Origin of the sequence: Nocardioides luteus (assembly GCF_015752315.1) — a bacterium.
Lineage (GTDB): Bacteria > Actinomycetota > Actinomycetes > Propionibacteriales > Nocardioidaceae > Nocardioides.
This window is the reverse complement of the sequence record NZ_JADOVJ010000001.1, coordinates 2,677,952-2,701,360: the sequence shown is the minus strand read 5'-3', so window position 1 is coordinate 2,701,360 and position 23,409 is coordinate 2,677,952. Positions and strand designations below refer to the sequence as shown.

Below are 23,409 nucleotides of genomic sequence, written 5' to 3'. Positions count from 1 at the left end.
TGAGGTATGGATCTTGGACTCCACTACTTCACGTTCACCCACCCCGAGTGGGAGACCACGCTCGCCGACAAGCTGACCGAGACCGCCCGCATCGCAGACGAGGGTGGCGTCGACCTGCTCACCGTCATGGACCACTGGTTCCAGATGGAGCAGGCCGGCGGCCCCTTCGAGCCGATGCTCGAGGGCTACACCACGCTGGGCTACCTGGCCGGGATCACCGACAACGTACGCCTCAGCCTGCTCGTCACCGGAGTGACCTACCGTCACCCCGGGCTGCTCGCCAAGACCGTCACGACCCTCGACCGGCTCTCCGGCGGCCGCGCGCTGCTGGGCATCGGCGCGGCCTGGTACGAGCGCGAGCACCAGGGCCTCGGCGTGCCCTACCCGCCGACCGCCGAGCGGTTCGAGCGCCTGGAGGAGACCATCGAGATCTGCCGCCAGATGTGGTCGGACAACGACGGCGCCTACGAGGGCAAGCACTACCAGCTCGCCGAGACGATCTCGCTGCCGCAGCCGGTCAACGGGACGGTGCCGGTCCTGATCGGTGGGGGCGGGGAGAAGAAGACGCTCCGCCTGGTCGCCAAGTACGGCCAGGGCACCAACCTCTTCGGCGCCGCCAGTCCCGAGGCGGTCGAGACCGTCAAGCACAAGCTCGACGTGTTGCGCGGCCACTGCGACGACCTCGGCACCGACTACGACGCGATCGAGAAGACCATGCTCTTCCAGGGTCCCGCGGTCGAGGACCCGGACACGTTCCTGAAGTCGATGGAGGAGTACGCCGCCCTCGGCATCACGCTCGTCGGGCTGATGCCGACGCCGTACGTCGACCCGGTCCCGTGGGCCACCGCGGCCGTCGACCTGGTGCCGCGGCTGAAGGAGATCTAGAAGGCCCGCTCCGGTTGGCCAGAGGCGTACACTTGTTCTAACCACGCTTCCAGCCGGGCTCGTCGAGTTCGCAGGGCAGCACGAAAGGTGATCGTCATGACGACGTCGCCGACAGAGGAGCACACGACCGCAGTTCGGGTCGGGCTTCGGATCCGCCTCGACAACAGCTTCAGCTCGGGGCCGCTCGATGGCGCTTGGTGGCCACAGTCACGCGACCTCCAGGAGGAGGCCGCTGACCTGATCGACCACTTTCCCCATCGCGTGGGCCGGATCTCGCGGCTGTTGTACTCCCGGCCCGACTGGGACTCGGGCGGGGGAGCGTCGAGCGCCCACAAGATCCGCGCCGCACGCGGGTTCGTGAAGGTGGGCTCATTCCCGTCCGACGACACCCACCTCGTGGTGCTGTCGATGGCCTCCGGTTATCGGCTACGCCTGCTGGTGGTGCCTCACGACACCGACGCCGAGCGTGCCGAGGAGATCATGGAACAGGCGGCAGACGACCGGAACACCCAGCGCCCGGCGCAGCTGCTGGGCCTCGATGGCCCCGACCAGAGCCACATCGGTCAGCAGATCTGGGACAACGACGGCGCCCATTAGCTGTCCGGTCCCTGATCGACCTGTGCCTCCCATGCCGAGGTGGCGGCCCGAGCAGAGCGGCGCGGCTGAGAGGCTACGTCACATCGGAGCCCGGGCGAGCCCGAGGCCGACGCACGCGAACAGCAGCCCCATCCCACCGAAGATGATCCCGAAGACGATCGCGCAGCCGGTGCCTCCGCCGGATCCCGCGATCATCGACTTCGACGGGTCGAGCGGGTTGACCACGATGTCCAACGGCGGCACCGTCCCGTCCAGCCGGAACCGGCGGTCGGGCAGCGTACCCGAGCTCGCATAGGTGCCGCCGTCGGGACCGCGATACTCATAGTGCGCGATCAGCCGGGTACGGCTGCCGTGGTCGCCGCTCGAGGTCGTCTTCGTCTCGACCTCGCGGATCGTGGCCTGCCACGGTGTCCAGGTCGAGAGCCGCTGGCGGCTGATGATCGACCAGACTACGATCCACACCCCGATGCCCGCGAACAGCAGGCCCATCCCCGCGAAGAGCCAGCCGAAGAACATCCAAGTCTCCCATCGCCCGAGGCGAGAGCCGCCTGATGGCAGGAGGCTACGTCATCGCAGCGGGCTCGCGGGCTTATCGGGCCCGCTGGAGGGTCGCCGCCACGACGGCACGTGTCTCGGCGGGGTCGATGACGTCGTCGATCTCGAACACGCGTGCGGCGTTGAGGGCGCTGGCCTGCTTGCGGTACTCCTCGGTGAGCGCGGCGACGCGCGCCTCACGCTCCGCGTCGGGCATCGCGGCGAGCTCGGCGGCCATGGAGAGGCGTACGGCGCCCTCCAGGCCCATCGGGCCGAGGTGGGCGTCGGGCCAGGCGACGGTGAGCAGCGGGCGGTGGGTGCTGCCGCCGAGCATCGCCTGCGCCCCGAGGCCGTAGCCGCGGCGCAGGATCACCCCGACGAGCGGTGTCGAGAGCTGGGCGCCGGCGACGACCATCCGGGAGGCGTGCCGGACCAGGCCGCCCCGCTCGGCCTCGGGGCCGACCATGAACCCCGGGGTGTCGACCAGTGACACCACCGGGAGACCCCAGCGGTCGCACAGCGCGAGGAAGTCGGCTGCCTTGACCGAGGCGTCGCCGGTGAGCGCTCCGGCCAGGTGCGTCGACTGGTTGGCGACCACGCCGACCGCGATCCCGTCGATCCGTGCCAGCGCGGTGACGAGCTCCGGAGCGAACGCCTCGCGGAGCCAGACGACCGAGTCGACGTCGGCGAGCGTCTCGACGACAGGGCGTACGTCGAAGGCCTCCCGGTCGTTGTGGGGGAGGATCGTGCGCAGGTCGGTCTGGTCGACGGCCTCGCCGCCATCCGCGGCCGGCTCGAGACAGGCGAGGATGCTGCGTACGGCCTCGACGGCTGCGGCCTCGTCCTCGACGACCAGGTCGATGACGCCGTTGGCGGCCTGGTCCTTCACCGGTCCGATGTCCTCCGGGGCGAAGGTGCCGAGCCCGCCGCCGGCGATCATCGCCGGGCCGGCCATGCCGAGGTTGGCGTCCGGCGTGGCGATGCGGAGGTCGGCACAGCCGGCGAGGACCGCGTTGCCCGCGAAGCAGCGCCCGGAGACGACGGCGATCCGCGGCACGACGCCCTCGAGCTCGCCCCACAGCGCGAACGAGCCGACATCGAGCGCGGAGACGAGCGGGATGTCGGTGTCGCCCGGGCGACCGCCGCCGCCCTCGGTGAAGAAGACGGTCGGGAGCCGCATCCGCCCGATGATCTCGATGAGCCGGTCCGACTTGCGATGCCCGCGCATGCCCTGCGTACCGGCCATCACCAGGTAGTCGTAGGACAGCACCGCGCACGGCTTGCCGCCGATGGTGGCGGTGCCGCCGATGATCCCGTCGGCGGGAGTCTCGACGACGAGCTCGGCCAGGTCGCGACGCTGCTCCTGGGCCGCGGTGATGAACCTCCCGTACTCGACGAACGAGCCCGGGTCGACCAGGTCGGCGATGTTCTCCCGAGCCGTACGCCGCCCCTTCCCGTGCCAGCGGGCGACCTTGTCGGCGCGAGCCGCGTCCGTGGTCAGGAAGCGGCGGGCGTGCAGCTCGGCCAGTCCGGTCACAGGTGTGTCGTCGGTCACGCGGTCACGATAGGGAATGCCGGGTCGGGAGCCTCGAGCACCCCCAGCAGCCGCTGGAGCAGACCGAGGTCACCCGCGTGCTCGATCCCGTCGAGCCGCCGCGCGCCCAGCAGACCGGCGAGCTGCGGGCGGGTGAGCGTCAGGGTGAGGCCCGCGGCCGGGTCCGGGGCGCTGCCGCGCCGGTGCACCAGCACCCCGTTGCGGAGCCGGGCGTGCCACCAGCCGCCCGCGGCCGTGTCGTCGTGGTCGGTGAGATGCCAGTCGATCCGCAGGTCTAGGCCCCACGCCCGCGGGCCGTCGATCCGGATGGAGAGGGAGTCGAGCAGCTGCGGGACCGTGAGTGCGGCGAGCAGGCTCCGACCGCCTCCGCGGGGAGGTACCTGCGGGCCGTCGAGGAGTTCGCGCGCACCGGTGAGGTAGACGTTGCGCCAGGTGGCGTTCTCCGCGCCGTGCCCGAGCCGGGTGTAGACCTCGGCCAGCAGCTCGCGGGCCGCTCGCTCCGACGGGTCCGCGAAGACCACATGGTTGAGCAGGGTCGCCGCGAACCGCAGGTCACCGCTCTCGCCGCTCGCCACGAGAGCGGCGGCGTGGTCGATCGCCGCGGACGTGCCGCCGAGCAGCCGCACCCAGCGTTCGCCCTCCTCGGCCGGTGGCAGCTCCCACAGGTGAGCGGGGTTGGCGTCGTACCAGCCCAGGTAGCGCTGGTAGATCCCCTTCACGTTGTGGCTCAGCGAGCCGTAGTAGCCCCGGGTCGAGGGCTGCGCGTCGAGCGCCGGTGGCAGGACGAGCTCCTCGGCGATCTCCTTCGGCGTCAGGCCTCGGTTGGTGAGACGTACGGTCTGGTCGTGCAGGTAGGCGTAGACGTCGCGCTGCCCGGCGAGGAAGGCCTCGATCCGCTCCGCACCCCAGGTCGGCCAGTGATGGGTCGCGAAGGCGACGTCGGCGCGTGAGGCGAACAGGTCGATCGCCTCGGTGAGGTAGTGCGCCCACAACCGGGCGTCGCGCACCTCGGCGCCGCGCAGGGTGATGATGTTGTGCAGGGAGTGGACGGCGTTCTCGGCCAGGAGCAGTGCCCGTCGGCCGGGGAGATAGATGTTCATCTCCGCCGGCGCCTCGCTGCCCGGCGTGAGCTGGAACTCCATCTCGACGCCGTCGATCACCCGCGTCTCCCCGGTCCGGGTGATCGAGTCGGTCGGCTCGGCCAGCCCGATGGTGCCCGACGCCAGCCGTGGACCGAGGCCGCAGCCCACGTGTCCGTCCGGCGAGACCGGCAGCATGCTGCCGTACATGAAGGTCGAGCGCCGGTTCATCGCGGGACCGACGTAGACGTTCTCCGAGACCGCGTGCTCCAGGAACCCCTCCGGTGCCAGCACCGGTACGTCACCGCCGCCCGCCGCGAGCACGGCGGCGATCCCGCCGAAGTGATCGGCGTGAGGATGGGTCAGCACCACCCCGGTGACGGGCCGGTCACCACGGTGCTCGCGGTAGAGCCCCAGCGCGGCCGCCGCGGTCTCGGCCGTGGTGAGGGTGTCGATCACGATGATGCCGCGCTCGCCCTCGACGATGGTGAGGTTGGCGAGGTCGAGGCCGCGGACCTGATAGATGCCGTTGGTCACCTCGAACAGCCCCTGCAGCGAGGTGAGCCGGCTGTGCTGCCACAGCCCCGGGTGTGCGGTCTCCGGCGCGGGGGAGTCGAGGAAGGCGTCTGCGTTGGCGTCGAACACGACGGTGCCGTCGGCCCTGGTCACGACGCCGGGCTTCAGCGCGCCCACGAACCCGCGGTGGGCGTCGGCCTCCTCCTGGTGGACGTCGGTCATCATGCCCCCAGCGACTTCACGAGATCGCGGATGACGCCGTTGCGCTGGATCTCCGAGGAGCCGGTGAGCACGCGGAACATCCGCAGCCGCCGCCAGATCACCTCGATCTCGGCGCCCCGGACCATCCCGGCCTTGCCGTGCAACTGCAGCGCCGCATCGGCGATTTCGAACGAGCGTTCGGCCACGAACAGCTTGCACATGAACGACTCGATCCGCGGACGCCTGCCGGCGTCCAGGTCGGCCAGAGCGTCGTAGGTCATCGACCGGGCGGCGTAGTAGTCGGTGGCCATGTCGGCGAGCCTGTGCTGGATCGCCTGCTTCTCCAGCAGCAGCCCGTCGAAGACGGTGCGGTGGGCGGCGAAGTCGAGCGCCAGGGCGAGTGCTCGCCGGGCCGCGCCGAGCGCGGTCGGGCAGTGCAGCAGCCGGTTGGCGGTGACCCGGCCGAGTGCGATCCGCAGGCCTTGGCCGATCTCGCCGAGCAGGTTCTCCTGCGGCACGAAGCAGTCCTCGAGCACGACGTCGCTCTCGATGTTCTGCCCCGACAGCGGTAGGTCGCCGGGCAGCACCCGGCAGCCGGGGGAGTCGAGGTCGATGAAGAAGGCGGTGTACGACTCCTCCTCGCCGGCCATCCGGGCCACCAGGATCGCGAAGTCGGCGAAGGTGCCACCGGTGCTGAACACCTTGTGCCCGCTGATCAGGAAGCCGCCCGGCGTCGGGGTGGCGGTGGTCCGCATCCGGCGTACGTCGGAGCCGGCGTCGTCCTCGGTCATCGAGAAGCAGCAGGCGCGCTCGCCGCGGACGACGGGCATCAGGTACTTCTCGATCTGGTGCTCGGTCGCGTGTTCGAAGATCGCGCCGACCCGGAGCGGGCCGCCCATGTCGCCGAGCACGCTGGTGGCGAGCTGGCGGCCGGACGCGCCGATCTCCTCCTTGAGCGCGGCCAGCTCGGTGAAGCTCAGGCCCTGGCCGCCGAGCGACTCGGGCAGGTGGATGCCGTAGAAGCCGAGCTCGCGGCTGCGCTGCCACACCGGCTCCAGCATCGAGCGGTCCAGGGGCGTCTCCGGGCCGAGGCCGAGGCCGCGCTCGTAGTCGGCGAGCTCGCCGTCGAGGTAGTCCCGCAGCCGGTGGACCAGCTCGTCCAGGCGCGGGTTGTCGGGGTAGGACGGGGTGAGGGAGAAGGTCATCTCAGCCGACCTTCCGCGGTGCCGGCCCAGTCGCGCTCACGCAGCGCCCGCCGGTCGACCTTGCCGTTGCGGTTGACGGGCAGTGTGTCGGCGAACTCGATGATCCGCGGCACCTTCACCCCCGAGAGCCGTGTGCGGCAGAAGTCGCGCAGCTCCTCCTCGGTCGCGGTGGTGCCGGCGGCGAGCGTGACGTACGCCTTCACGGTCTCGCCCCACTTCTCGCTGGGCACACCGACGACGCAGGCCTCGCTGACGGCGGGGTGCTCGTAGAGCGCGGCCTCGACCTCGGAGCAGTAGACGTTGTAGCCGCCCGAGATGATCATGTCCTTCTTCCGGTCCACGATGAAGACGAACCCGTCCTCGCGGATCCGGCCGAGGTCGCCGGTGTGCACCCAGCCGTCGCGGAAGGTCTCAGCTGTCGCCTCGGGGGCGTGGAAGTACTCCCGTACGCAGTCGGGGCCGCGCGCCACGATCTCGCCGATCTCGCCGGCGGGCAACGGGTTGTGGTCCTCGTCGACCACGATCACCTCGGTGTCGTAGACGGGACGGCCGCAGGAGAGCAGCAGCTCCGGGTCCGACTCGATACCGCGGACGACGTCCTCGGAGCTGAGGAAGGTGATCGCGCTCGTCGTCTCGCCCTGTCCGTAGCCCTGGTTGACCACGGGACCGAACGCCTCGACGGCCTCACGCAGCCGCGCCGGGCTGACCGGAGCACCGCCGACGGTGATGCTCTGCAGCGCGGAGAGGTCGCGGTCGCGCAGCGTGGGGGAGGCGAGGACCAGGTTGAGCATGACGGGCACGACGAAGGTGTGGGTCACCCGCTCACGCTCGAGCGTGTCGAGATAGGCCTCGACCTCGAAGGCCGGCAGCACGACCACCGTAGCGCCGCGGAAGAAGCAGCCGAGGATCACCATCCCGCTGGCGTGGGTGATCGGGCCCGGGGCGAGGTAGACGGCCTCGGCCGAGAGCGAACCGTAGGGGTTCATGGCCAGCTTGCGCATGTTGGCCAGCCGGTTGCCGACCGTCTGGACCGCCGCCTTCAGCGTGCCGGTCGAGCCGGACGTGAAGTTGAGGACGGCCGGGGCGTCCTCGTCGACGTCGACGGAGACCGGGTCGGTGGAGCCTTCGGCGAGCAGGGCGTCGTACGCGACGGTGCCGTCGGCGCGGGTGGCGCTGTTGTCCAGGTCGACGACGAGGCAGTCCAGGCTGTGCGCGTCGGCGATCTTGCGGACCAGCTCGAGGTGGGCGCCGCCGGTGAAGACGATCCTGACAGCGGCGTCGAGGAGCACGTGCTCGACCTCGGCGGCGGCGAGCCGCGCACTGATCGGCACCCGGAGCGCGCCCGCCTTGCAGATCGCCATCTCCGCGACGACCAGCTCGCCGCGATTGGTGGCCAGGGTGGCGACGGGAGTGCCCGGTGTGCAGCCGCGGGCGATGAGCGCAGCGGCGAGCCGGTTGGTGTCGTCCTCGAGCTGGCGGTAGGTCCATCGGTCGGTGCCGGAGACCAGGGCGGTGGCGTCGGGGGTGAACGTCGCGGTGCGGGTGAGATAGCTACCGAGATTCACGGGTGCCCTCCTGGTGGTCGGGGTCGCTGCTGTGAGCGCGGTCACTCGAGATCATAGACACTGTGTCCAGAAACAGTCCAGCCGTTCGGGAAAGTGCTAGAACAGTGCGCATGACGGTGGTTGAGGACCGGCGCAGCCGGCGAACGCGAGGGGCGCTCCGTGACGCGCTCGTCTCCCTGGTGCTCGAGCGTGGCTACGCCGCGGTGACGGTCGAGGACATCGTCGCCGCGGCCGACGTCGGCAGGGCGACCTTCTACACGCACTTCAAGGACAAGGAGGCGCTCTACGACCATGTGGTGGTCTCCGTGCTCCGCGAGCTCGAGGAGCGACTGGCCGAGGTACTCGCGCCGGAGGACGCCGGATTCACCGGGCAGCCGGTGGCCGAGGTCTTCCGGCACGCGAGCGAGCAGCCTGACGCGTACCGGATGATCCTGCGGGGCGAAGGGGACGGTCGCGGCCTGCGGGCGTTCGAGGACGCCTGGAGCACGGCCGCCCACGAGATCTTCACGGCACGGGTGAAGGCGAACGCCGTGCGCCCGCGGGTGGATCTCCAGGTGCTGGCCCGGGCCTGGGTCGGCGAGCAGATGGCGGTGCTGCTGTGGTGGCTGGACGCGCCGGAGCCGCGGCCCGCCACCGACCAGGTCGTCGAGACGCTCGTCGAGCTCTCGCGCCGTGGCCGCTTCTGGGCGACGGGATTCGACCCCGAGCGCCGCTGACGTGCGGCGCTGAGGTGGACACGGTGTCTTGTGTGGTGCGGGTCACTCGGCCTACAGTCGGACGTGATGACCGTTACTAGACGTTCTGTCTAGCATCTTGAAGGGCGGATCCCCGTTGTCCTACCGCACCCTGCTCACCGAGTACCCCGTCGGAGCACGCCGCCGCGTGCTGCTGGCTGTCGTCGTGCTCGCCCTGTTCATCTCGGCGTTCGAGGGCCAGCTGGCTCCCGTCCTGCCGCTGCTGCTCGACGACCTCGGGATGTCGCTCAAGACCTACGGCCTCATCACGGCCGCGTCGCTGATCTTCGGAGCCCTGGCCGGCTATCTCGGCGGCGAGCTCGCCGACCGGGTCGGCCGGGTGAGGATCCTGGTCCCGTTCATGTTCCTCTCCGCCGCCGCCTGCCTGTTCATGGCCACCGCGGACTCGGTGGGCCACTTCGCGCTCGCCCGGATCGTGCTCGCCTTCGTCGAGGGCGTCGCCGTCGCCGGCACCCAGCCGCTCATCCGCGACTTCACCCCGCGGATGGGCCGCGCCCAGGCCTTCGCGTTCTGGAGCTGGGGGTCCGTGGGGGCGAACTTCTTCGCCGCTGCCGTCGCCTCGGCGACCCTGGGCGTCTTCGGCAACGAGTGGCGCTCGCAGCTGTTCATCATGGCCGGTGCCGCGCTGGTCGGAGCGATCGTCGTCGCGCTCACGCTGCGTGACCTCGCTCCCGAGGTCCGCCGCGCCGTACGCCTGACCGAGCACGACGCCCACACCGTCGACGTGCCGCATGGCCGAAGGGGTCTGAGCCTCCTCATGGCGCGCCGCGCGTTCTGGACGCACGTGCTCGCGATGTCGTTCCTCTACGTCCTGCTGGCCACGATGAACGCCTACGCCCAGACCATGCTCGTCCAGCAGTTCGGCGTCTCGGTCCGGGCGGCCTCGGCGATGACGATGGTCTTCTGGCTGAGCAACCTCGCGCTGAGCCTCGTCTTCGCCCGCCTCTCGGACCGTACGCAGCGGCGCAAGGCCTTCATGGTCGGAGGCGGTGTCGCCGCGTCGGTCTTCCTGGGCGCCTTCCTGGCGCTGATGAGCCGGGGGAGCGAGGCGTCCTCGAGCCTGGTGATCGTCCTCTTCATCGGCATCGGCGTGGCCCTCGCTGCCACCTTCGGTCCGTGGATGGCGAGCTTCTCCGAGCACGTCGAGGAGGTCCACCCCGACATCCAGGGTCGTGCCTTCGGCCTCAACCACCTGCTCAACCGCACCTTCATCCTGGCGACCGTGCTCTTCGCGCCGCGGGTGGTCGAGGCGACCGGTGGCTGGGAGCGCTGGATGACGATCGCGTGGGTGGCCACGGTCCTGTTCGCCGTCACCGCGGCGCTCGTCCCCGGTGTGACCGTTCGTCGTCCTCGGGTCGACGCGGACACCGAGGCCGTCACGCAGCCTGCGTCGTGAGCCGCGCGCCCCGCGGTCGGCTCGACAGCTGGCTCTACAGCGAGACTGAGGAACCCGATGTCAGGTTCACCCTGGCCAACGAGCGTACGTTCCTGGCCTGGATCCGCACCTCGCTGGCGTTCCTCGCGGTCGCGGTCGCCGTCGACACCCTGGCGGTCGGCGGCGGCACGGCCCTGGCCGTGCTCGCCCCTCTCAGCCTCGCGATCCTCGCGGCGGGCTGTGCCGCCTGGTCCTGGTGGAGCTGGGTACGCAGCGAGCGCGCGATCCGACGGCGCGCTGCCCTCCCGACCCGCCGGGCGCCGCTTCCCCTGGTGTTCGGCGTGCTCGGCTCCGTCGCGCTCGTCTCGATGGCACTGCTGGTGTGAGCGGGGGAGACCCGGGGCTGCAGCCCGAGCGCACCGAGCTCGCCTGGCGGCGTACGCACCTGTCGCTCGTCGTCGCCGCGCTCGTCGTCGTCCGCCATCCACTGACTGACGGTCAGCTGTGGTGGCGCCTCGGTGTGGCGCTGGCGGTGGCTGCGCTGGCTTCGTACCTGTTGCTCGGGCGCCGCCGCGTCCTGGTCACCGCCGCGGTGGCGACCGTGATCGCGCTCGTCGAGGTGGTCGCGCTCGTCGGCTCGTCGTAGCCGCCCTTGAATTCGACTCGCTAACGAGTAAGCATGATTACATGCTTACAAACGAGTTGCGCGGGTGGTTCAGCGGACGGCTGCCCGATGGTGTGTACGACGAGATCGTCGATGTGGTGGTCGACCGCGAGGAGATCACCGTCGTCGGGCGGATCAAGGAGCCGAAGACCGCCGAGGGCGCTTCGGACGAAGAGCGGGCAGCAGCCAACGAAGGGCGAGCGAGCGAGTTCCGCGAGCGCACCCGCGAGGATCGGATGGCAGTGGCGCGGCAGGCCGAGCGACGGTTCGACCGGAAGGTGTCGTGGGGCGTGGAGGTCGGTGGTGAGCGGCACATGTTCACCACCGTCTCCGCGCCGGTCATGACCCGACTGCGTCAGCCCGAGCGCAAGGTCCTCGACCTGCTGGTATCCGGCGGTGTCGCCCGGAGCCGGAGCGACGCGCTCGGCTGGTGCGTCAAGCTCGTCCAGCAGCACTCGAGCGAGTGGCTCGATGAGCTCCAGGAGTCGCTGGTCAACGTCGAGCGCGTGCGCGCCAAGGGGCCCGGCGGATCGGCTGCGTCCTAGACCGTGACTCAGCTGGAGGCGCGCTCCCGGAGGGCCTCGATGATGGCCGGGCAGATGTCGGTTTCGTAGAGCCACTCGATGCTCTGGATACCACCCGGGCTGTCGGCATTGATCTCGAGCACCTTGTCGCCAACCACGTCGATCCCGACGAAGAACAACCCGTCGGCCGCGAGCTTGGGACCCATCGTGTCGACGATGTCCTTCTCGCGTGCGCCGATCTCGAGCGGCTTCATCCGCCCGCCCTTGCTGATGTTGGCGCGCGGGTCGTTGCCGTCGGGCACGCGCCGGAACGCGGCGTACGCCCCGTCGATCTCGATCAGCTTCCCGTCGAGCAGAAAGATCCTGGCGTCGCCCTCCTCGCCGCCGTTCACGAACTCCTGGGCGATCGCATATCCGTCCTCGAAGACCGCTTCGATGATCTGCGCCAGGTTGGTCTCGTTCTCGTCCGCGACCACGAACACGTTGCGGCCCTTGCCGCCGTAGATCGGCTTGACGACGGACTTGCCCACCTCTGCGATGAACCGTCTGATCGCTCCGGCGTCGCGGGTGACGAGGGAGCGTGGCCGGACAGACTGGGGAAACTCCTCGAGATAGAGCTTGCTCGTCGCACGGCTCAACGTCACCGGGTCATTGACCACCGTGACACCTCGAGCGGCGAGCATCTGGCCGAAGACGGTGCCGAGCGGGCCGGCCCATGGTCGTTCCTGCATCTCGGTGGCCTCTTCGTTGCGCAGGAACAGGGCATCCAGCGAGTCCATCACCAGTCGCTCCGGATCACGTTCCTTGATCCGGGCCAAGAACGTCTCGAGCGTGTCGCCCTCGATGACCTCGGCACGGCGCGCGCGGGCGAGGAGCTGTTGACTCGTGTCGAACTCGACATCGCCTGCACCGACGTACCAGACCTCGTGCGCCCCCACAGCGGCCGCCTTCGCAAGTCGCGTGGTTGCCATCTCGGGGTGTTCGACTGCGATCTCGTTCACGAAGAACGCAAGCTTCATCTCTCTCCATCTCCTTCGTAGAGGTCGGTGACCTGCAAGCCGCCGGCCATCCGGTCAAGGCGCTCGCGCGCGCCGGGCACCTCGAGCCACCGCGGGCGCACCCATGGAGGCTCGAGTACGCCGCGCTCGAGCAGGTCCTGCACCAGGTCGATGTGGTCCAGCGCGAGCTTGCCGACCAGGAGCACGTCGAGATCGACTCCCGAGGCAACGGCCTCGAGGATCCGGCTGATCCCGCGCAGGTAGATCGCGTCGCGCACCATCCCGCCGGCGACGACCACTCGGATCGCGATCGACCAGGCGGTCCCGCGGGGGATCCGGTGCTCGCCCGTCAAGGTCTCGAAGATCTCCATGAAGCTTCCGCCCGCGAGCATCAGGTCGACGGCGACGACCCGCGCCGCCAGCACCCGCAGCCGCCGTGGGTCCAGCCCGCCGGTGACGTACTCGGAGATGAGCGCCAGGCCCTCTTGGGTCTCGTCGTAGCCGGGCAGGCCGATCGTCAGCATCTTCAGCGGCTGCCGCGCACCGTTCTGGTAGGTGACGACGTGCGTACCGACCTCGTGGTGAAGCAGCGGCTCGACCCGGTCGGCGCGGAAGGTCGCCGACTCAGGGATGAGCAGCTGCCCGGCGGACACCATCAGCTCGGAGACGTCCTCACGCACCTCGACATCCGCGGGAAACCCGGGGTACGCCGCTTGATACTGCTCCAGCTCGGCGCGGGCTGCATCAGCGAACGCCCCGGACGTCACGTTTCCGCGGGCCGGGGGCGGCGGCGGGATGTCGGCGAGCAGCTGCTCGGCCGACGACACGAGACCGGCGGAGGGGTCGCCGAAGAGCTGCCGTGAGCCGTGCACGAACTTCGTCGTGTCACGGTCCTCGAGCGCGGTGATCTGTCGCGCGATCTCATCTCGTTTGGCCCGGAACAAGGAGTGCAGGGCCGGGTCGGCGACGTCCTCGATCTCGAGGTTGTAGAGATCACGACGCACCAGGTCAGGTTCGAAGTCGAGCTCTCGGAGCCGCAGCGTCGGCGCGACCGTGAAGTCGGTCCGTTTGAAGTCGTCCCACGCCTCCGCTCCGTTGAGCGGGGTGAGGTTCAGCAGCAGGTCGATCTGGCGCTCGATCGCGGTGAGTCGGGCGTCGATGCTGAGGGCAGGCTCGATCTCCTGAGTCGAAGCAGTCACACCCCCAGGGGTACCCACACCCCGATGGGATCATTCCTCACCGCGTGCGCTCGGCGCGCTGCCGGACCAGCTCCTCGACCTGTGTCGGAAGGGTCGTCTCGAAGTCGATCAGCTTCGCCCAGGTCGGGGTGACGACGATGCGCACCATGCTGTCGTACAAGGACCGTACCTCCGCCTCCCAGGCGACCCGCTGCTCCGGTGTCATCTCGTAGGAGCCGTTCATCTCGAGGTACTCCTCGGGGATCCCGTCGACGGCGTCCAGCTCGGCGGTCCCGCGGATGAGCAGCATCTTCGGCGGGTGCACCTCGGTGTCGATGGTCAGGGCGACCGCCGGGTTGTGACGCAGCGAGATGAGCTTGGGGGAGTTGGGGGTGGTGCACATGACCACCTGCGAGCCGTTCCAGGTGAACGCGATCGGGATGTTCCTCGGGGTGCCGTCCTTGGCGACGTACGCAAGGCGGGTCAGGTCTCGGGCCAGGAGCTCGCGGCTCAGCGCACGGCTCAGGACCGCATCGATCTCGTCGGCGTGCATGGTGTTGGACATCGGACTCTCCTCGGTTCGGGCGACCCGGTCGGTCGCTCTCACCCCATGGACGGAGCCGATCGGAGGTTCTCTACATCCTGGCTCACGATTCCGTCAGTCGACGGGCTCGCCGAAGGAGTAGGTGCCCTCGAGGGCGATCGTCGCCAGGGTGTCCTCGTCGGTGACCGAGATGTTCGACCACGTCGACACCGTGTGCTTCGCCGTCTGCCCCCTGGGGCAGTCGACGACGGTGCTGGGCGCGGGTGCGGTCACCGTCAAAGAGCCGATGACGTTGCCGTTCCTGGCAGCCTTGAACTCGCCCGACTTCGAGTAGTCACCGCTGATCACGGTCTTCTTCGGGTCATCCGGATTGTGGCCACCGCGATTGACGCACTGATACGTCGCGTCGAGGTGAGCGGTCACGGTGATCGTCTCGACCGCTCCGCTCTCGAGGCCGGCCTCCTTGAACGCGACGGTGACCGAGGACAGCCTGGCGTCGGTCACCTTCGTCAGGTTCTTGATGAAGTGCGGGCTGCCGCTCGCGAGGGCCGGCGCGGCGGCCAGGACCGTCGCAGAAGCCGCGGCCGCGAGCGTGGTGACGAAGCCTTGGATGCGCATGCTCTTCCCCCATGGACGAGATGTCCTGGCGCAGTTGCCCGGACGCGTGGAGTCTGGCACGTCGATTCGACAGGCTTCCATAGTCCGTTCTGTCTATATGGGCGCTAACAGCTTGAAACACGACTACATGGACTCAAACGCCCGCAGCTGCCAGTGTGTCGATCGTCAACAGAGCCAGCGCCGCCGCCTGGTCGCCGAGGACGCTGTCGTCGAAAGCGGCGTCAGGGGAGTGGTTGGGAGCGGCGTCGTCGCTCGGGGCGGCTCCGAGCAGGACCATTGTGGTCGGCACCTGCTGACTGATGAAGGAGAAGTCCTCGGCGCCCATCGTCGGCCGGGGCACCTCGACCACGCGCTGCCCGAAGGCGCTACGCAGTGTCTCCATCGCACGTCGAGTGACCGCGTCGTCGTTGACGACGCTCGGGTAGCCGGTGTCGAGCGCGACCGTCGCCTCCAGCCCGTGTGCGGCCGCGATGCCCTCGACGAGCCGAGGAAGGTCCTGCTCGATCCTGGACAACGTGTTCGGGTCGACGGTACGTACGGTGCCGGTGATCTCGACCGACTCGGGGATCACGTTGTCGGCCCCGGTGCCTGCGGCCAGGTTCGTCACCGAGATCACGACCGGGTCGAAGGAGTCGAAGCGACGCGCGGTGTAGGACTGCAGCGCCAGCACGATCTCGGCAGCGACCGGGACCGGGTCGAGGGTCTCGTGGGGGCGAGAGCCGTGTCCGCCGCGACCCGCGAGATCGATCCTCAGGTGCGTCGAGCTCGCGGTCACCGTGCCCGGCCGGGTCAGGAAGATCCCGCGCGGCGCGTTGCCGACATGGACGGCGTACGCCGCGACCGGCCGGCTACCCGCCGCGTCGAGGACGCCCTCGTCGATCATCAGCTTCGCTCCGCCGTGTCCTTCCTCGCCCGGCTGGAACATCAGGATGACGTTTCCGGCCAGGTCAGCCCGGTGTTCGGCGAGCAGGCGGGCGGCGCCGACCAGCCCGGCGACGTGCAGGTCGTGACCACACGCATGCATCGCGCCGTTGGTCGAGCGGTACGTCACGTCGACCGCCTCGGTGATCGGTAGCGCATCCATGTCGGCACGGAGCAGCACGGTCGGGCCCGGCTTCCCGCCGCGCAGGACCGCGGTCACCGAGGTCAGCGACCGGCCCTCGATGAGCTCGAGGTCCAGGCCGGACAGCGCCTCGAGCACGCGGCGCTGGGTCGCGGGCAGGTGCAGCCCGAGCTCGGGCTCGGCGTGGATGTTCCGCCGGAGCTCGACCAGGTCGGGCGTGAGCGCGCCGGCGGTGGCGACGATCTGCGCCCGGAGAACAGCATTGCTGGACACCATGTCCAGAAACTATCAGACGATCACCAGCCGTCGGACAAGATGGCTCCATGGACTCTGAGAGTGCGCGGCGCTCGGCCGCCTTCGTCGGAATGGCCACCCTGCCGATCGGAGCGGCGATCCTGCTCGCGCCGGAGCGGGTGGGTCGGGCACTGAAGTTCGGTGACCACCCCACCGCGCTGCGCGTCATCGGCGCGGCTGATCTGGTGCTCGTGCCCGGGCTGCTGGCCGGTCGGCGCAGACTGCCGTGGATGGCGGCGCGCGCCGGCCTCAACGTGGCGATCGCTGCGTACTGCGCTCATCTCGCGCGCAGCGAGGGCAACATCGGGCCCAAGATCGCGGCGTCGGCGCTCGTCTTCGCCACCGCCGCCGACACCCGCACCATCCTCGCGCTGAGGCGGGGCGAGGGTGGTTCGTCCTAGACCCAGTCGGGGACTTCCTCCGGGATCACGCTGAGCCAGTAGTGGGGGAGCGCCTCCCTGAGCGTGACCCATCTGACCTCGGTGCCGTCCGAGCTGCCCGGCACGGCGACCAGGACGTCCGGACCGTGCCCGGCGAGCCGCTCGCGGCAGACGCCGCACGGGCTGAGGACGACATGTCGGCCGTCCTCGAATCGGTGCAGGCAGACGGAGGCGACGATCCTGCGGTCGAGCCGGAAGGCGGCACAGTAGGGCTCGGCCTCGTGGCACAAGGTCGTGCTGGAGTTCAGGAAGTCAGGGCTGGTGCCGGTCAGGACCGTGCCGTCGTCGAGCAGCACGGCTGCCGCTCCCCGGGATTCGCCGGCGGCGAACCGGGACGCGATGAGCTTGCGGCACTCGGCCAGGGTGGAATCGAGACGGTCTGGGGTGGCTGGCACGCGCCAACCCTAGGGCCTGATGTTCTGGTTGTGGCTGAACAGGTTCTCCGGGTCGTACGCCTGCTTGACCGTCCTGAGGCGCGCGTAGTTGCTGCCATAGGTGTCGGTGACACGGCCCTGGTCGTCCTCGGACATGAAGTTCACGTACCCGCCGGGCTCGGAGTGCGGCGTGAGAGCGGCGGCGTAGTCGCGAACCCACGCGATGTTGGCGTCGTCGTCCGAGGCGTCCGACCATGCGGAGACGATGACCGTCGAGAACGTCGCGTGCCGGTAGGAGAACGCAGTGTCCGTCGCGCCGACGCGGGATGCAGCACCGTTGATGGGGTACAGGTGCATCGTCGAGCTCGCGTTGGGTGCCTTCGGCCCGTGGGCCAGGTGCACGTCGATGGCCGCGTCGGTCAGCTCGGTGACGTAGTTGCCCTTCCAGTAGCTGCGTACGCCACGGGGGAACAGGTCGTCGAACGCGCCGTTGAGCCACGGATACGGCATGGGCTCGACGAGCTCGCCGACGCGCGGCGCGAGGTCGCGGAACGGCTGCATCGCCGCCTCACCCTCCTCGACCGGCCCGCTCCAGTGGACGACGGCGGCGCAGAAGGTGTCGCCGTGGCGCTCCTCCGGAAGGAAGGGCAGGGGAGGAGCGACCTGAAACGCCGGGAAGCCCCCGCAGCGCTCGTCGGCCTCGGTGACCCAGGTGCGGAAGAGGCGCAGCAGGTCACCGGCGTGCTCCAGCTCGTAGAAGAAGAGCCCGACGACCACTTGGTCCACGGGGTGCAGATCGAACTCGAAGGTGGTGACGACCCCGAAGTTGCCGCTGCCGCCGCGGAGCGCCCAGAACAGGTCGGAGTTCTCGGACTCGCTGGCGCGACGGAGCTGTCCGTCCGCGGTGACGACGTCGGCCGACCGCAGATTGTCGATCGTGAGCCCGAAACCTCGGGTGAGGTAGCCGATGCCTCCGCCGAGCGTCAGACCGCCGACGCCCGTCGTCGACACGATCCCGCCGGGCACCGCGAGGCCGTGCGCGTGGGTCGCGTCGTTGAGGTCCGCGAGCGTCGCGCCACCACCCACGCGGGCGGTACGTGCGGTGGCGTCGATCTCGACGGAACGCATGGGGGAGAGGTCGATCACCAGGCCGTCGTCGATCGTCCCGAATCCGGGAGCGCTGTGCCCGCCGCCGCGTACGGCCAGCGGCAGACCGGCGTCGCGTGCGAAGTTCACCGCGGCGATGACGTCGTCCGAGTTCGCGGCCGGCACGACAGCTGCCGGACGACGGTCGATCATCCCGTTCCAGACGCCTCGAGCGTCGTCGTAGTCTGCGTCGTCGGGCGTGATGACCCGGGTTACGTGTTTGCGAAGTTCGTCGATGGATGTCATGACGCCAGCCTCATCCGCGGCTGCGACACCAGCCGGTCCTGGTCGGCGACATCATCGAGTTCCGGTAGACGACCTCTGTTACGTCAGTGTCCGTGGGCTCGGAGGGACTGCTGTGGTCGGAGACCGTCGAGGAGAATGTCGAGCAGTCGGTCTGCGGCGACGGGGTTGCCGGGCTGCTGGGTGACGGTGAAGATGCCGATCAGGGCGGCAGAGACTTCCTCAGGAGTGACATCCGGGCGGAGGTCTCCTGCTGTGACGCCTGCATCGAGGATGGCCGAGATCGCCGCCAGGAGCTGGTCTCTGGTCTGGGCATGGGCGAGGTCGCCGGAGTCGATCATCGACAGCAGAGTGGCGAGCATGCCGTTCTTCGCCGCAACCCAGGTGCCGAACAGGTCCATCCACCGTCGCAGCGCCACCGACGGGCTCTCCTGCTCGAGCAGCTCGCGGGCTCCGCTCGTGAGGCGATCGACCTGGTCCTGGTAGACGGCCGCCACGAGCGCCTCCCGGGTGGGAAAGTGCCGGTAGAGCGTCGCGATGCCGACGCCGGCTTCCCGTGCGATGGCACGCAGCGAGGGCTCGCCCTCGGCCGAGGCGAGCACGCGGGTGGCAGCAGCGAGCAGTCCATCCCGGTTGTGAGCGGCGTCGGACCGCAGCGCCCGGCCGGTCGGGGTTGTCAAACGGATCACGCTCCGGTTATGGTCGCAACAGATAACCGGAGCATAGTCCACATAGGGCTGGATCCGCAGACACCAGGGGAGAGGCCTCATGGCACAGCACGGCGACGAGCGGCAGAAGAGCCCGAGCCGGGCGGTCCTGCTCGAGAAGTTCGGGGGGCCGGAGAACCTGACCGTCCAGAGCGTGCCCGAGCCGCATGCAGGCATGGGCCAGATCCGCATCCGGGTGACCGCCGGGGGACTGAACCCGATGGATTGGGTGATGACCTCTGACGCTGCGACCGCCGCGCGGTTCGGCCTGAGTCTGCCCTGTGGATTCGGCACCGACTACGCCGGCGTCGTCGACGAGGTCGGACCTGACTCGACCGGATACGCCGTCGGTGACCGCGTGTTCGGGACCGCTGTGTCCCGGGCGCTCGCCGATCACCTCGTGATCGAGTCCGCCGGGAGCATCTCGACCGGGGTCGCGCACCACACTCCCGACGGTGTCGATGACCGCACCGCCGCGACGCTGTCGATCGCAGGCAGCACCGCGGCCGCAGCGCTCGCAGTGCTCGACCTGGGGCCGGATGACACAGTGCTGATCGGCGGAGCCGGGGGCGGAGTAGGCGTCTTCGCGGTGCAGCTGGCCCGCATCGCCGGCGCCCGGATCATCGGCACCGGCTCCGCCTCGTCGGCGGACTACCTGCGCAGCCTGGGTGCCGAGCCGGTGGCGTACGGCGACGGGCTGGCCGACCGGGTCCGAGCCATGGGCGGCGGTCCGGTCACCGCGGCGTTGGACCTCCACGGGACAGACACGGTCGACGTCGCCCGCCAACTGGGCATCCCGGACAAGCGGATCTGTACCGTTGCGGCCGCCATCGAGGGCGTACCTGCGGCCAACGGCGCGAATGCCGGCCCCGAGGCGCTCCGACGCATCGCGCGGCTCGTCGATGCCGGCGACATCCGCGTACCGATCGCGGCGACCTTTCCGGTCGAGGAGATCCGATCGGCCGTCGAGCTGCAGGCGGAACGCCACGTACGCGGCAAGGTCGTCATCGGCCTTTCCGTCTGATCATCCTCAGGGGAGACCTCGGAGCGGTCCCTCCAAAGCAGCACTTGACATAATGTGCATTATCGGCGACTAGATGACGAACGGCGATACCGTCCTGAGACCGTTAAAGTGCACTCCGTGGCAGAGGACTTCGACCCGGTTGCTCACAACCGCGTCGCCTGGGACGGGCTGGTCGACAGTGACAACGAATGGTCCCGGCCGGTCGGCCCCGAGGTCATCGCGCGGGCACGTGACGGCGACTGGTCCGTGGTCCTCATCGGTCACCAGCCGACGCCGCGTGACTGGCTGCCTGCCGACCTGACCGGCGTCCGCGTGCTCTGTCTCGCATCCGGCGGCGGTCAGCAGGGCCCGATCCTCGCGGCTGCCGGCGCCACGGTGACCGTCTTCGACAATTCGCCCAAGCAGCTGGCGCGTGATGACGAGGTGGCTGCCCGTGAGGGCTTGGTGCTGCGTACGGTGCTGGGCGACATGCGTGATCTGGGCGCCTTCGGGGACGCCGACTTCGATGTCATCGTCAACCCCGTCTCGAACGTCTTCAGTCCGGAGCTGGCGCCCGTGTGGAGCGAGTCGTTCCGGGTGCTGCGTCCTGGCGGGACGCTCCTGACGGGATTCATGAATCCGGACGTCTACATCTTCGACGAGGTGGCGCTCGACCGGCGGGAGCTGGTCGTACGCCACCGGCTCCCGTTCAGCTCGCTCGATCTCTCCGAGGCCGACCGGATGCGTGCCTACGGAGACGGCCCGATCGAGTACAGCCACTCGTTGACCGAGCAGATCGGCGGGCAGCTGGCCGCAGGATTCGTCCTGACGCACCTGAGCGAAGCCCCGCACCATGCGGACGTCACCGCAGAGCACTTCCCGGCCTACATCGCGACCCGGGCGCTCAAGCCCTAGTCACTCCGGACGCTCGAACGGCTCAGCCGTCTCGCGCAGCACCTCGCGTGCAGGAGAGAGCAGGACGGCGTCGCGGGTGTCGGAGGCCGTTGCCTTGACGTAGATCCCGGTGGTCTTGAGGTCCTCATGACCGAGCAGGCCCTGGACGGCCGGCACCGGTACGCCGGAACGGATCAGCCCCTTGGCGGCGCTGTGCCGAAAGGCATGGGCGGCTTCGCCCGGCTGCTTCGGGACGCCGGCGAGGCGGATCCAGGTCTCGACCAGATGGTTGAGCGCGCCCGGACGCAGCTGCTTGCCCGAGGTCAGCACAAAGAGGTTGTCGGCCGGGTCGCGAGTGCCGAAACGGGCTTCGAGCTCGGCCAGGTAGGCGTCGACCGCAGCCACGGCCTCGGGCGGCAGCGGCAGGTTGCGCTGCTTGTCGCCCTTGCCGATGACCCGCACCAGCGTCTCGCCGTCGGGCTCACGACGGATGGAGCCGACGGTGAGGTCGCACAGCTCGGCGGCACGTACGCCAGTGGTGACCAGCACCGCGAAGATCGCCCGGTCACGAGTCGGCCAGCGGCGCCGGTCGGTGCCTTCACGTGGCGTCGAGGCGACGCGCGCCAACCGGCGGAGCTCGTCGACGCTCCAGCCGGCCGGCAGCCGGCTGGGCCGCTCGGGTGCCTCGATCCGCAGCGTCGGATCCACCAGCAGATGTCCCTCGAGCTGCAGCCAGTGGGTGAAGAGCCGCAGCGTGCCGACCCGGCGCTGACAGGTCGCCGCAGCCGAGTTCTCGCGCAGCGACCTGTAGGCGATGCGTACGTTCTGGTCGGTCAGCGCCGAGATCGGGACCAGCGCCAGCACGTCGGCGTCGGGCTCGCCGCCGGCGTCGACGTGCAGCTGCCGGGCCCAGGCGGCGATGTCCTGCCGGTAGGCACTGCGCGACTTGTCGTTGAGGCCGCGGCGCGTCAGCGTGGCACGGTCGGTCAGGAAGTCCTCGACGACGTCGCCGAACATCACACCATCGTCAGGTACGCTCACATCCCCCGATATTACAGTCTTTTCGAACATTTCTGCGATAGGGGGTACTATCGCGGATTTCCGGCGAGGTGGCAGACTCCAGCCGTGCCCGACACCGCTGTCACCCACCACACCGAGAACGTCAACGGGATCGATCTGCACTGGGTGGAGTCAGGACCGCCGGACGGCCCGCTCGTGCTCCTGGTGCACGGGTTTCCGGAGTCCTGGTACTCGTGGCGGCACCAGATCGCCGCGCTCGCCCATGCGGGCTACCGGACGGTCGCGATCGACGTACGTGGATACGGCGGCTCCTCGAAACCGGATGCCATCGAGGACTACCGGATGCTGCGCCACGTCGGCGACAACGTCGGCCTGGTACATGCTCTGGGTGCGGAGACGGCCACCATCGTCGGACACGACTGGGGCGCTCCCATCGCCTGGACGTCGGCGCAGCTGCGGCCGGACGTCTTCACCGCTGTGGCCGGTCTGTCGGTGCCGTTCAGCCCCTCCGGGCGCCGTCGGCCGACCGAGGCGATGGCCCAGGCCGGCGGTGACGACGAAGACTTCTACATCTCCTACTTCCAGACTCCAGGTGTCGTCGAGGCCGAGATCCTGCCCGACGTACGCCGCTGGCTGCTGGGCATCTACTACTCGATCTCGGGTGACGGCGTGCTCGCCGCCGGTAGGGGTCCGCGCGGGGCGCTCGGGCTGGTGCCTCGTGGCCACCGGCTCTCCGACCAGTTCGTCTACCCCGTCGGTATGCCCGAGTGGCTGACCGAGGCCGATGTGGACTTCTACGCGGGCGAGTTCGCCGACTCCGACTTCTTCGGTCCGCTCGCCCGCTACCGCAACATCGATCGTGACTGGGAGGATCTCGCAGCCTTCAGCGACGTGCCGATCACCGTGCCGTCGCTCTTCGTCGCTGGCGAGTACGACGGCCCCGCGATCACCGGTCGCCGTCAGATCGAACGCTTCGACACGACCCTGCCCGGCCTCACCCGGTCGGTGGTCCTCCCCCGCTGCGGGCACTGGGTCCAGCAGGAGCGCCCCGAGGAGACCAACCAGCTCCTGCTCGAGTTCCTCACGTCGGCTTCCCGGCGCAGCTGATGCAGGTGCGGGCCACCGGACGCGCCTCGAGCCGTCCCTCGGCGATCGGCCGGCCGCATGCCTCGCAGATCCCGTACGTGCCCGCTCCCAGGCGCTCCATGGCCGCGTCTATCTCGGCGAGATGCTCTCGCGCCTGACGTACGAGTGCTTGGACCTGGGACCGCTCGAAGGCGATCGTCGCTCCCTCCGGATCGTGCTCGTCATCGGCGTTGGTGTCACGCGAGGCCGCGACGACTGCGTCGAAGTCGGCGCTCAGGTCTGCCAGGCGCGCGAGCGTCTGCCGGCGCTCCGCCTCGAGCCGTACGCGAGCCTGTTCCATGAGGAA

Annotated in this window: 26 protein-coding genes; 11 read left to right on the top strand and 15 right to left on the bottom strand. The window is 69.5% G+C overall.

Annotated features, from left to right (window positions below):
* Positions 1 to 6: 6 nt before the first annotated feature.
* Positions 7 to 885: an LLM class F420-dependent oxidoreductase gene (locus HD557_RS13045; protein ID WP_008359599.1), complete on the top strand. Its 879-nt coding sequence runs from the start codon at positions 7 to 9 to the stop codon at positions 883 to 885.
* Positions 886 to 981: 96 nt separating this feature from the next.
* Positions 982 to 1,482: a DUF5994 family protein gene (locus HD557_RS13040; RefSeq protein ID WP_008359602.1), complete on the top strand. Its 501-nt coding sequence runs from the start codon at positions 982 to 984 to the stop codon at positions 1,480 to 1,482.
* Positions 1,483 to 1,560: 78 nt separating this feature from the next.
* On the opposite strand, the gene HD557_RS13035 is transcribed toward HD557_RS13040, so the two are convergent.
* From HD557_RS13035 to HD557_RS13015, 5 genes are all read right to left on the bottom strand, one after another.
* Positions 1,561 to 1,998: a DUF3592 domain-containing protein gene (locus HD557_RS13035; protein WP_196874170.1), complete on the bottom strand. Its 438-nt coding sequence runs from the start codon at positions 1,996 to 1,998 to the stop codon at positions 1,561 to 1,563.
* A gap of 73 nt (positions 1,999 to 2,071) precedes the next feature.
* The gene (locus HD557_RS13030; RefSeq protein WP_196874169.1) at positions 2,072 to 3,571 is read right to left on the bottom strand and encodes an acyl-CoA carboxylase subunit beta; all 1,500 of its coding nucleotides are present in this window, start codon (positions 3,569 to 3,571) and stop codon (positions 2,072 to 2,074) included.
* Entirely contained in the window at positions 3,568 to 5,388 is a 1,821-nt protein-coding gene (locus tag HD557_RS13025; protein ID WP_231380275.1) for an alkyl/aryl-sulfatase, read from the bottom strand. Before HD557_RS13025 ends, HD557_RS13030 begins: the two co-directional genes overlap by 4 nt.
* Entirely contained in the window at positions 5,388 to 6,572 is a 1,185-nt protein-coding gene (locus HD557_RS13020) for an acyl-CoA dehydrogenase family protein (protein WP_196874167.1), read from the bottom strand. The genes HD557_RS13025 and HD557_RS13020 overlap by 1 nt, the downstream gene beginning before the upstream one ends.
* Positions 6,569 to 8,137 (bottom strand): class I adenylate-forming enzyme family protein, encoded by a 1,569-nt coding sequence (locus HD557_RS13015; RefSeq protein ID WP_196874166.1) that lies wholly within the window; start codon positions 8,135 to 8,137, stop codon positions 6,569 to 6,571. Before HD557_RS13015 ends, HD557_RS13020 begins: the two co-directional genes overlap by 4 nt.
* A gap of 110 nt (positions 8,138 to 8,247) precedes the next feature.
* Here HD557_RS13015 and HD557_RS13010 point away from each other — a divergent pair, with 110 nt between their 5' ends.
* The 5 genes from HD557_RS13010 to HD557_RS12990 all read left to right on the top strand — a co-directional run bounded on the left by HD557_RS13010 (position 8,248) and on the right by HD557_RS12990 (position 11,476).
* Positions 8,248 to 8,853: a TetR/AcrR family transcriptional regulator gene (locus HD557_RS13010; RefSeq protein ID WP_196874165.1), complete on the top strand. Its 606-nt coding sequence runs from the start codon at positions 8,248 to 8,250 to the stop codon at positions 8,851 to 8,853.
* A 115-nt stretch (positions 8,854 to 8,968) separates the two neighbouring features.
* Positions 8,969 to 10,288, top strand: a complete 1,320-nt coding sequence (locus HD557_RS13005; protein ID WP_196874164.1) for an MFS transporter — start codon at positions 8,969 to 8,971, stop codon at positions 10,286 to 10,288.
* Entirely contained in the window at positions 10,285 to 10,653 is a 369-nt protein-coding gene (locus HD557_RS13000; RefSeq protein WP_008359622.1) for a YidH family protein, read from the top strand. The genes HD557_RS13005 and HD557_RS13000 overlap by 4 nt, the downstream gene beginning before the upstream one ends.
* Entirely contained in the window at positions 10,650 to 10,913 is a 264-nt protein-coding gene (locus HD557_RS12995) for a DUF202 domain-containing protein (protein WP_196874163.1), read from the top strand. The genes HD557_RS13000 and HD557_RS12995 overlap by 4 nt, the downstream gene beginning before the upstream one ends.
* 41 nt (positions 10,914 to 10,954) lie before the next feature.
* Positions 10,955 to 11,476, top strand: coding sequence for a hypothetical protein (locus HD557_RS12990; protein WP_045550444.1), 522 nt, complete (start codon positions 10,955 to 10,957; stop codon positions 11,474 to 11,476).
* An 8-nt stretch (positions 11,477 to 11,484) separates the two neighbouring features.
* Here the strand turns inward: HD557_RS12990 and HD557_RS12985 are convergent, their stop codons facing one another.
* The 5 genes from HD557_RS12985 to HD557_RS12965 form a co-directional block, all read right to left on the bottom strand.
* Positions 11,485 to 12,474 carry a glutathione synthase gene (locus HD557_RS12985; RefSeq protein WP_196874162.1) on the bottom strand — a complete coding sequence of 330 codons (990 nt, stop codon included), beginning with the start codon at positions 12,472 to 12,474 and terminating at the stop codon, positions 11,485 to 11,487.
* Positions 12,471 to 13,652: a flavohemoglobin expression-modulating QEGLA motif protein gene (locus HD557_RS12980; protein WP_307785618.1), complete on the bottom strand. Its 1,182-nt coding sequence runs from the start codon at positions 13,650 to 13,652 to the stop codon at positions 12,471 to 12,473. Before HD557_RS12980 ends, HD557_RS12985 begins: the two co-directional genes overlap by 4 nt.
* Positions 13,653 to 13,689: 37 nt before the next feature.
* Positions 13,690 to 14,196 carry a pyridoxamine 5'-phosphate oxidase family protein gene (locus HD557_RS12975; RefSeq protein WP_231380274.1) on the bottom strand — a complete coding sequence of 169 codons (507 nt, stop codon included), beginning with the start codon at positions 14,194 to 14,196 and terminating at the stop codon, positions 13,690 to 13,692.
* Between the two features lie 93 nt (positions 14,197 to 14,289).
* Positions 14,290 to 14,793, bottom strand: a complete 504-nt coding sequence (locus tag HD557_RS12970) for a hypothetical protein (protein WP_008359629.1) — start codon at positions 14,791 to 14,793, stop codon at positions 14,290 to 14,292.
* Between the two features lie 133 nt (positions 14,794 to 14,926).
* Entirely contained in the window at positions 14,927 to 16,132 is a 1,206-nt protein-coding gene (locus HD557_RS12965; RefSeq protein ID WP_231380273.1) for a M20 metallopeptidase family protein, read from the bottom strand.
* A gap of 47 nt (positions 16,133 to 16,179) precedes the next feature.
* Between HD557_RS12965 and HD557_RS12960 the strand changes: the two genes are divergently transcribed.
* The gene (locus tag HD557_RS12960; RefSeq protein WP_196874160.1) at positions 16,180 to 16,551 is read left to right on the top strand and encodes a hypothetical protein; all 372 of its coding nucleotides are present in this window, start codon (positions 16,180 to 16,182) and stop codon (positions 16,549 to 16,551) included.
* Here the strand turns inward: HD557_RS12960 and HD557_RS12955 are convergent.
* From HD557_RS12955 to HD557_RS12945, 3 genes are all read right to left on the bottom strand, one after another.
* Complete coding sequence (locus HD557_RS12955) at positions 16,548 to 16,985, bottom strand: cytidine deaminase (protein WP_196874159.1); 438 nt, start codon at positions 16,983 to 16,985, stop codon at positions 16,548 to 16,550. The genes HD557_RS12960 and HD557_RS12955 overlap by 4 nt on opposite strands.
* 9 nt (positions 16,986 to 16,994) lie before the next feature.
* Positions 16,995 to 18,356, bottom strand: a complete 1,362-nt coding sequence (locus tag HD557_RS12950; RefSeq protein ID WP_196874158.1) for an FAD-binding oxidoreductase — start codon at positions 18,354 to 18,356, stop codon at positions 16,995 to 16,997.
* An 83-nt stretch (positions 18,357 to 18,439) separates the two neighbouring features.
* On the bottom strand, positions 18,440 to 19,042 hold the full coding sequence (locus HD557_RS12945; protein WP_307785617.1) for a TetR/AcrR family transcriptional regulator: 603 nt from the start codon (positions 19,040 to 19,042) through the stop codon (positions 18,440 to 18,442).
* A 79-nt stretch (positions 19,043 to 19,121) separates the two neighbouring features.
* Here HD557_RS12945 and HD557_RS12940 point away from each other — a divergent pair, with 79 nt between their 5' ends.
* The gene (locus tag HD557_RS12940) at positions 19,122 to 20,084 is read left to right on the top strand and encodes an NADP-dependent oxidoreductase (RefSeq protein ID WP_196874157.1); all 963 of its coding nucleotides are present in this window, start codon (positions 19,122 to 19,124) and stop codon (positions 20,082 to 20,084) included.
* Positions 20,085 to 20,201: 117 nt separating this feature from the next.
* Entirely contained in the window at positions 20,202 to 20,978 is a 777-nt protein-coding gene (locus HD557_RS12935) for a class I SAM-dependent methyltransferase (protein ID WP_307785616.1), read from the top strand.
* Here HD557_RS12935 and HD557_RS12930 read toward each other — a convergent pair whose 3' ends face one another.
* On the bottom strand, positions 20,979 to 21,998 hold the full coding sequence (locus tag HD557_RS12930; protein WP_307785615.1) for a tyrosine-type recombinase/integrase: 1,020 nt from the start codon (positions 21,996 to 21,998) through the stop codon (positions 20,979 to 20,981).
* Between the two features lie 84 nt (positions 21,999 to 22,082).
* On the opposite strand from HD557_RS12930, the gene HD557_RS12925 reads away from it, so the two are divergent.
* Positions 22,083 to 23,084, top strand: coding sequence for an alpha/beta fold hydrolase (locus HD557_RS12925; protein ID WP_196874155.1), 1,002 nt, complete (start codon positions 22,083 to 22,085; stop codon positions 23,082 to 23,084).
* Here HD557_RS12925 and HD557_RS12920 read toward each other — a convergent pair.
* A complete protein-coding gene (locus HD557_RS12920; RefSeq protein WP_008359645.1) occupies positions 23,059 to 23,403 on the bottom strand; it encodes a TraR/DksA family transcriptional regulator in 345 nt (114 codons plus the stop codon). The two genes, HD557_RS12925 and HD557_RS12920, sit on opposite strands and share 26 nt — an antisense overlap.
* Between the last annotated feature and the right edge of the window lie 6 nt (positions 23,404 to 23,409).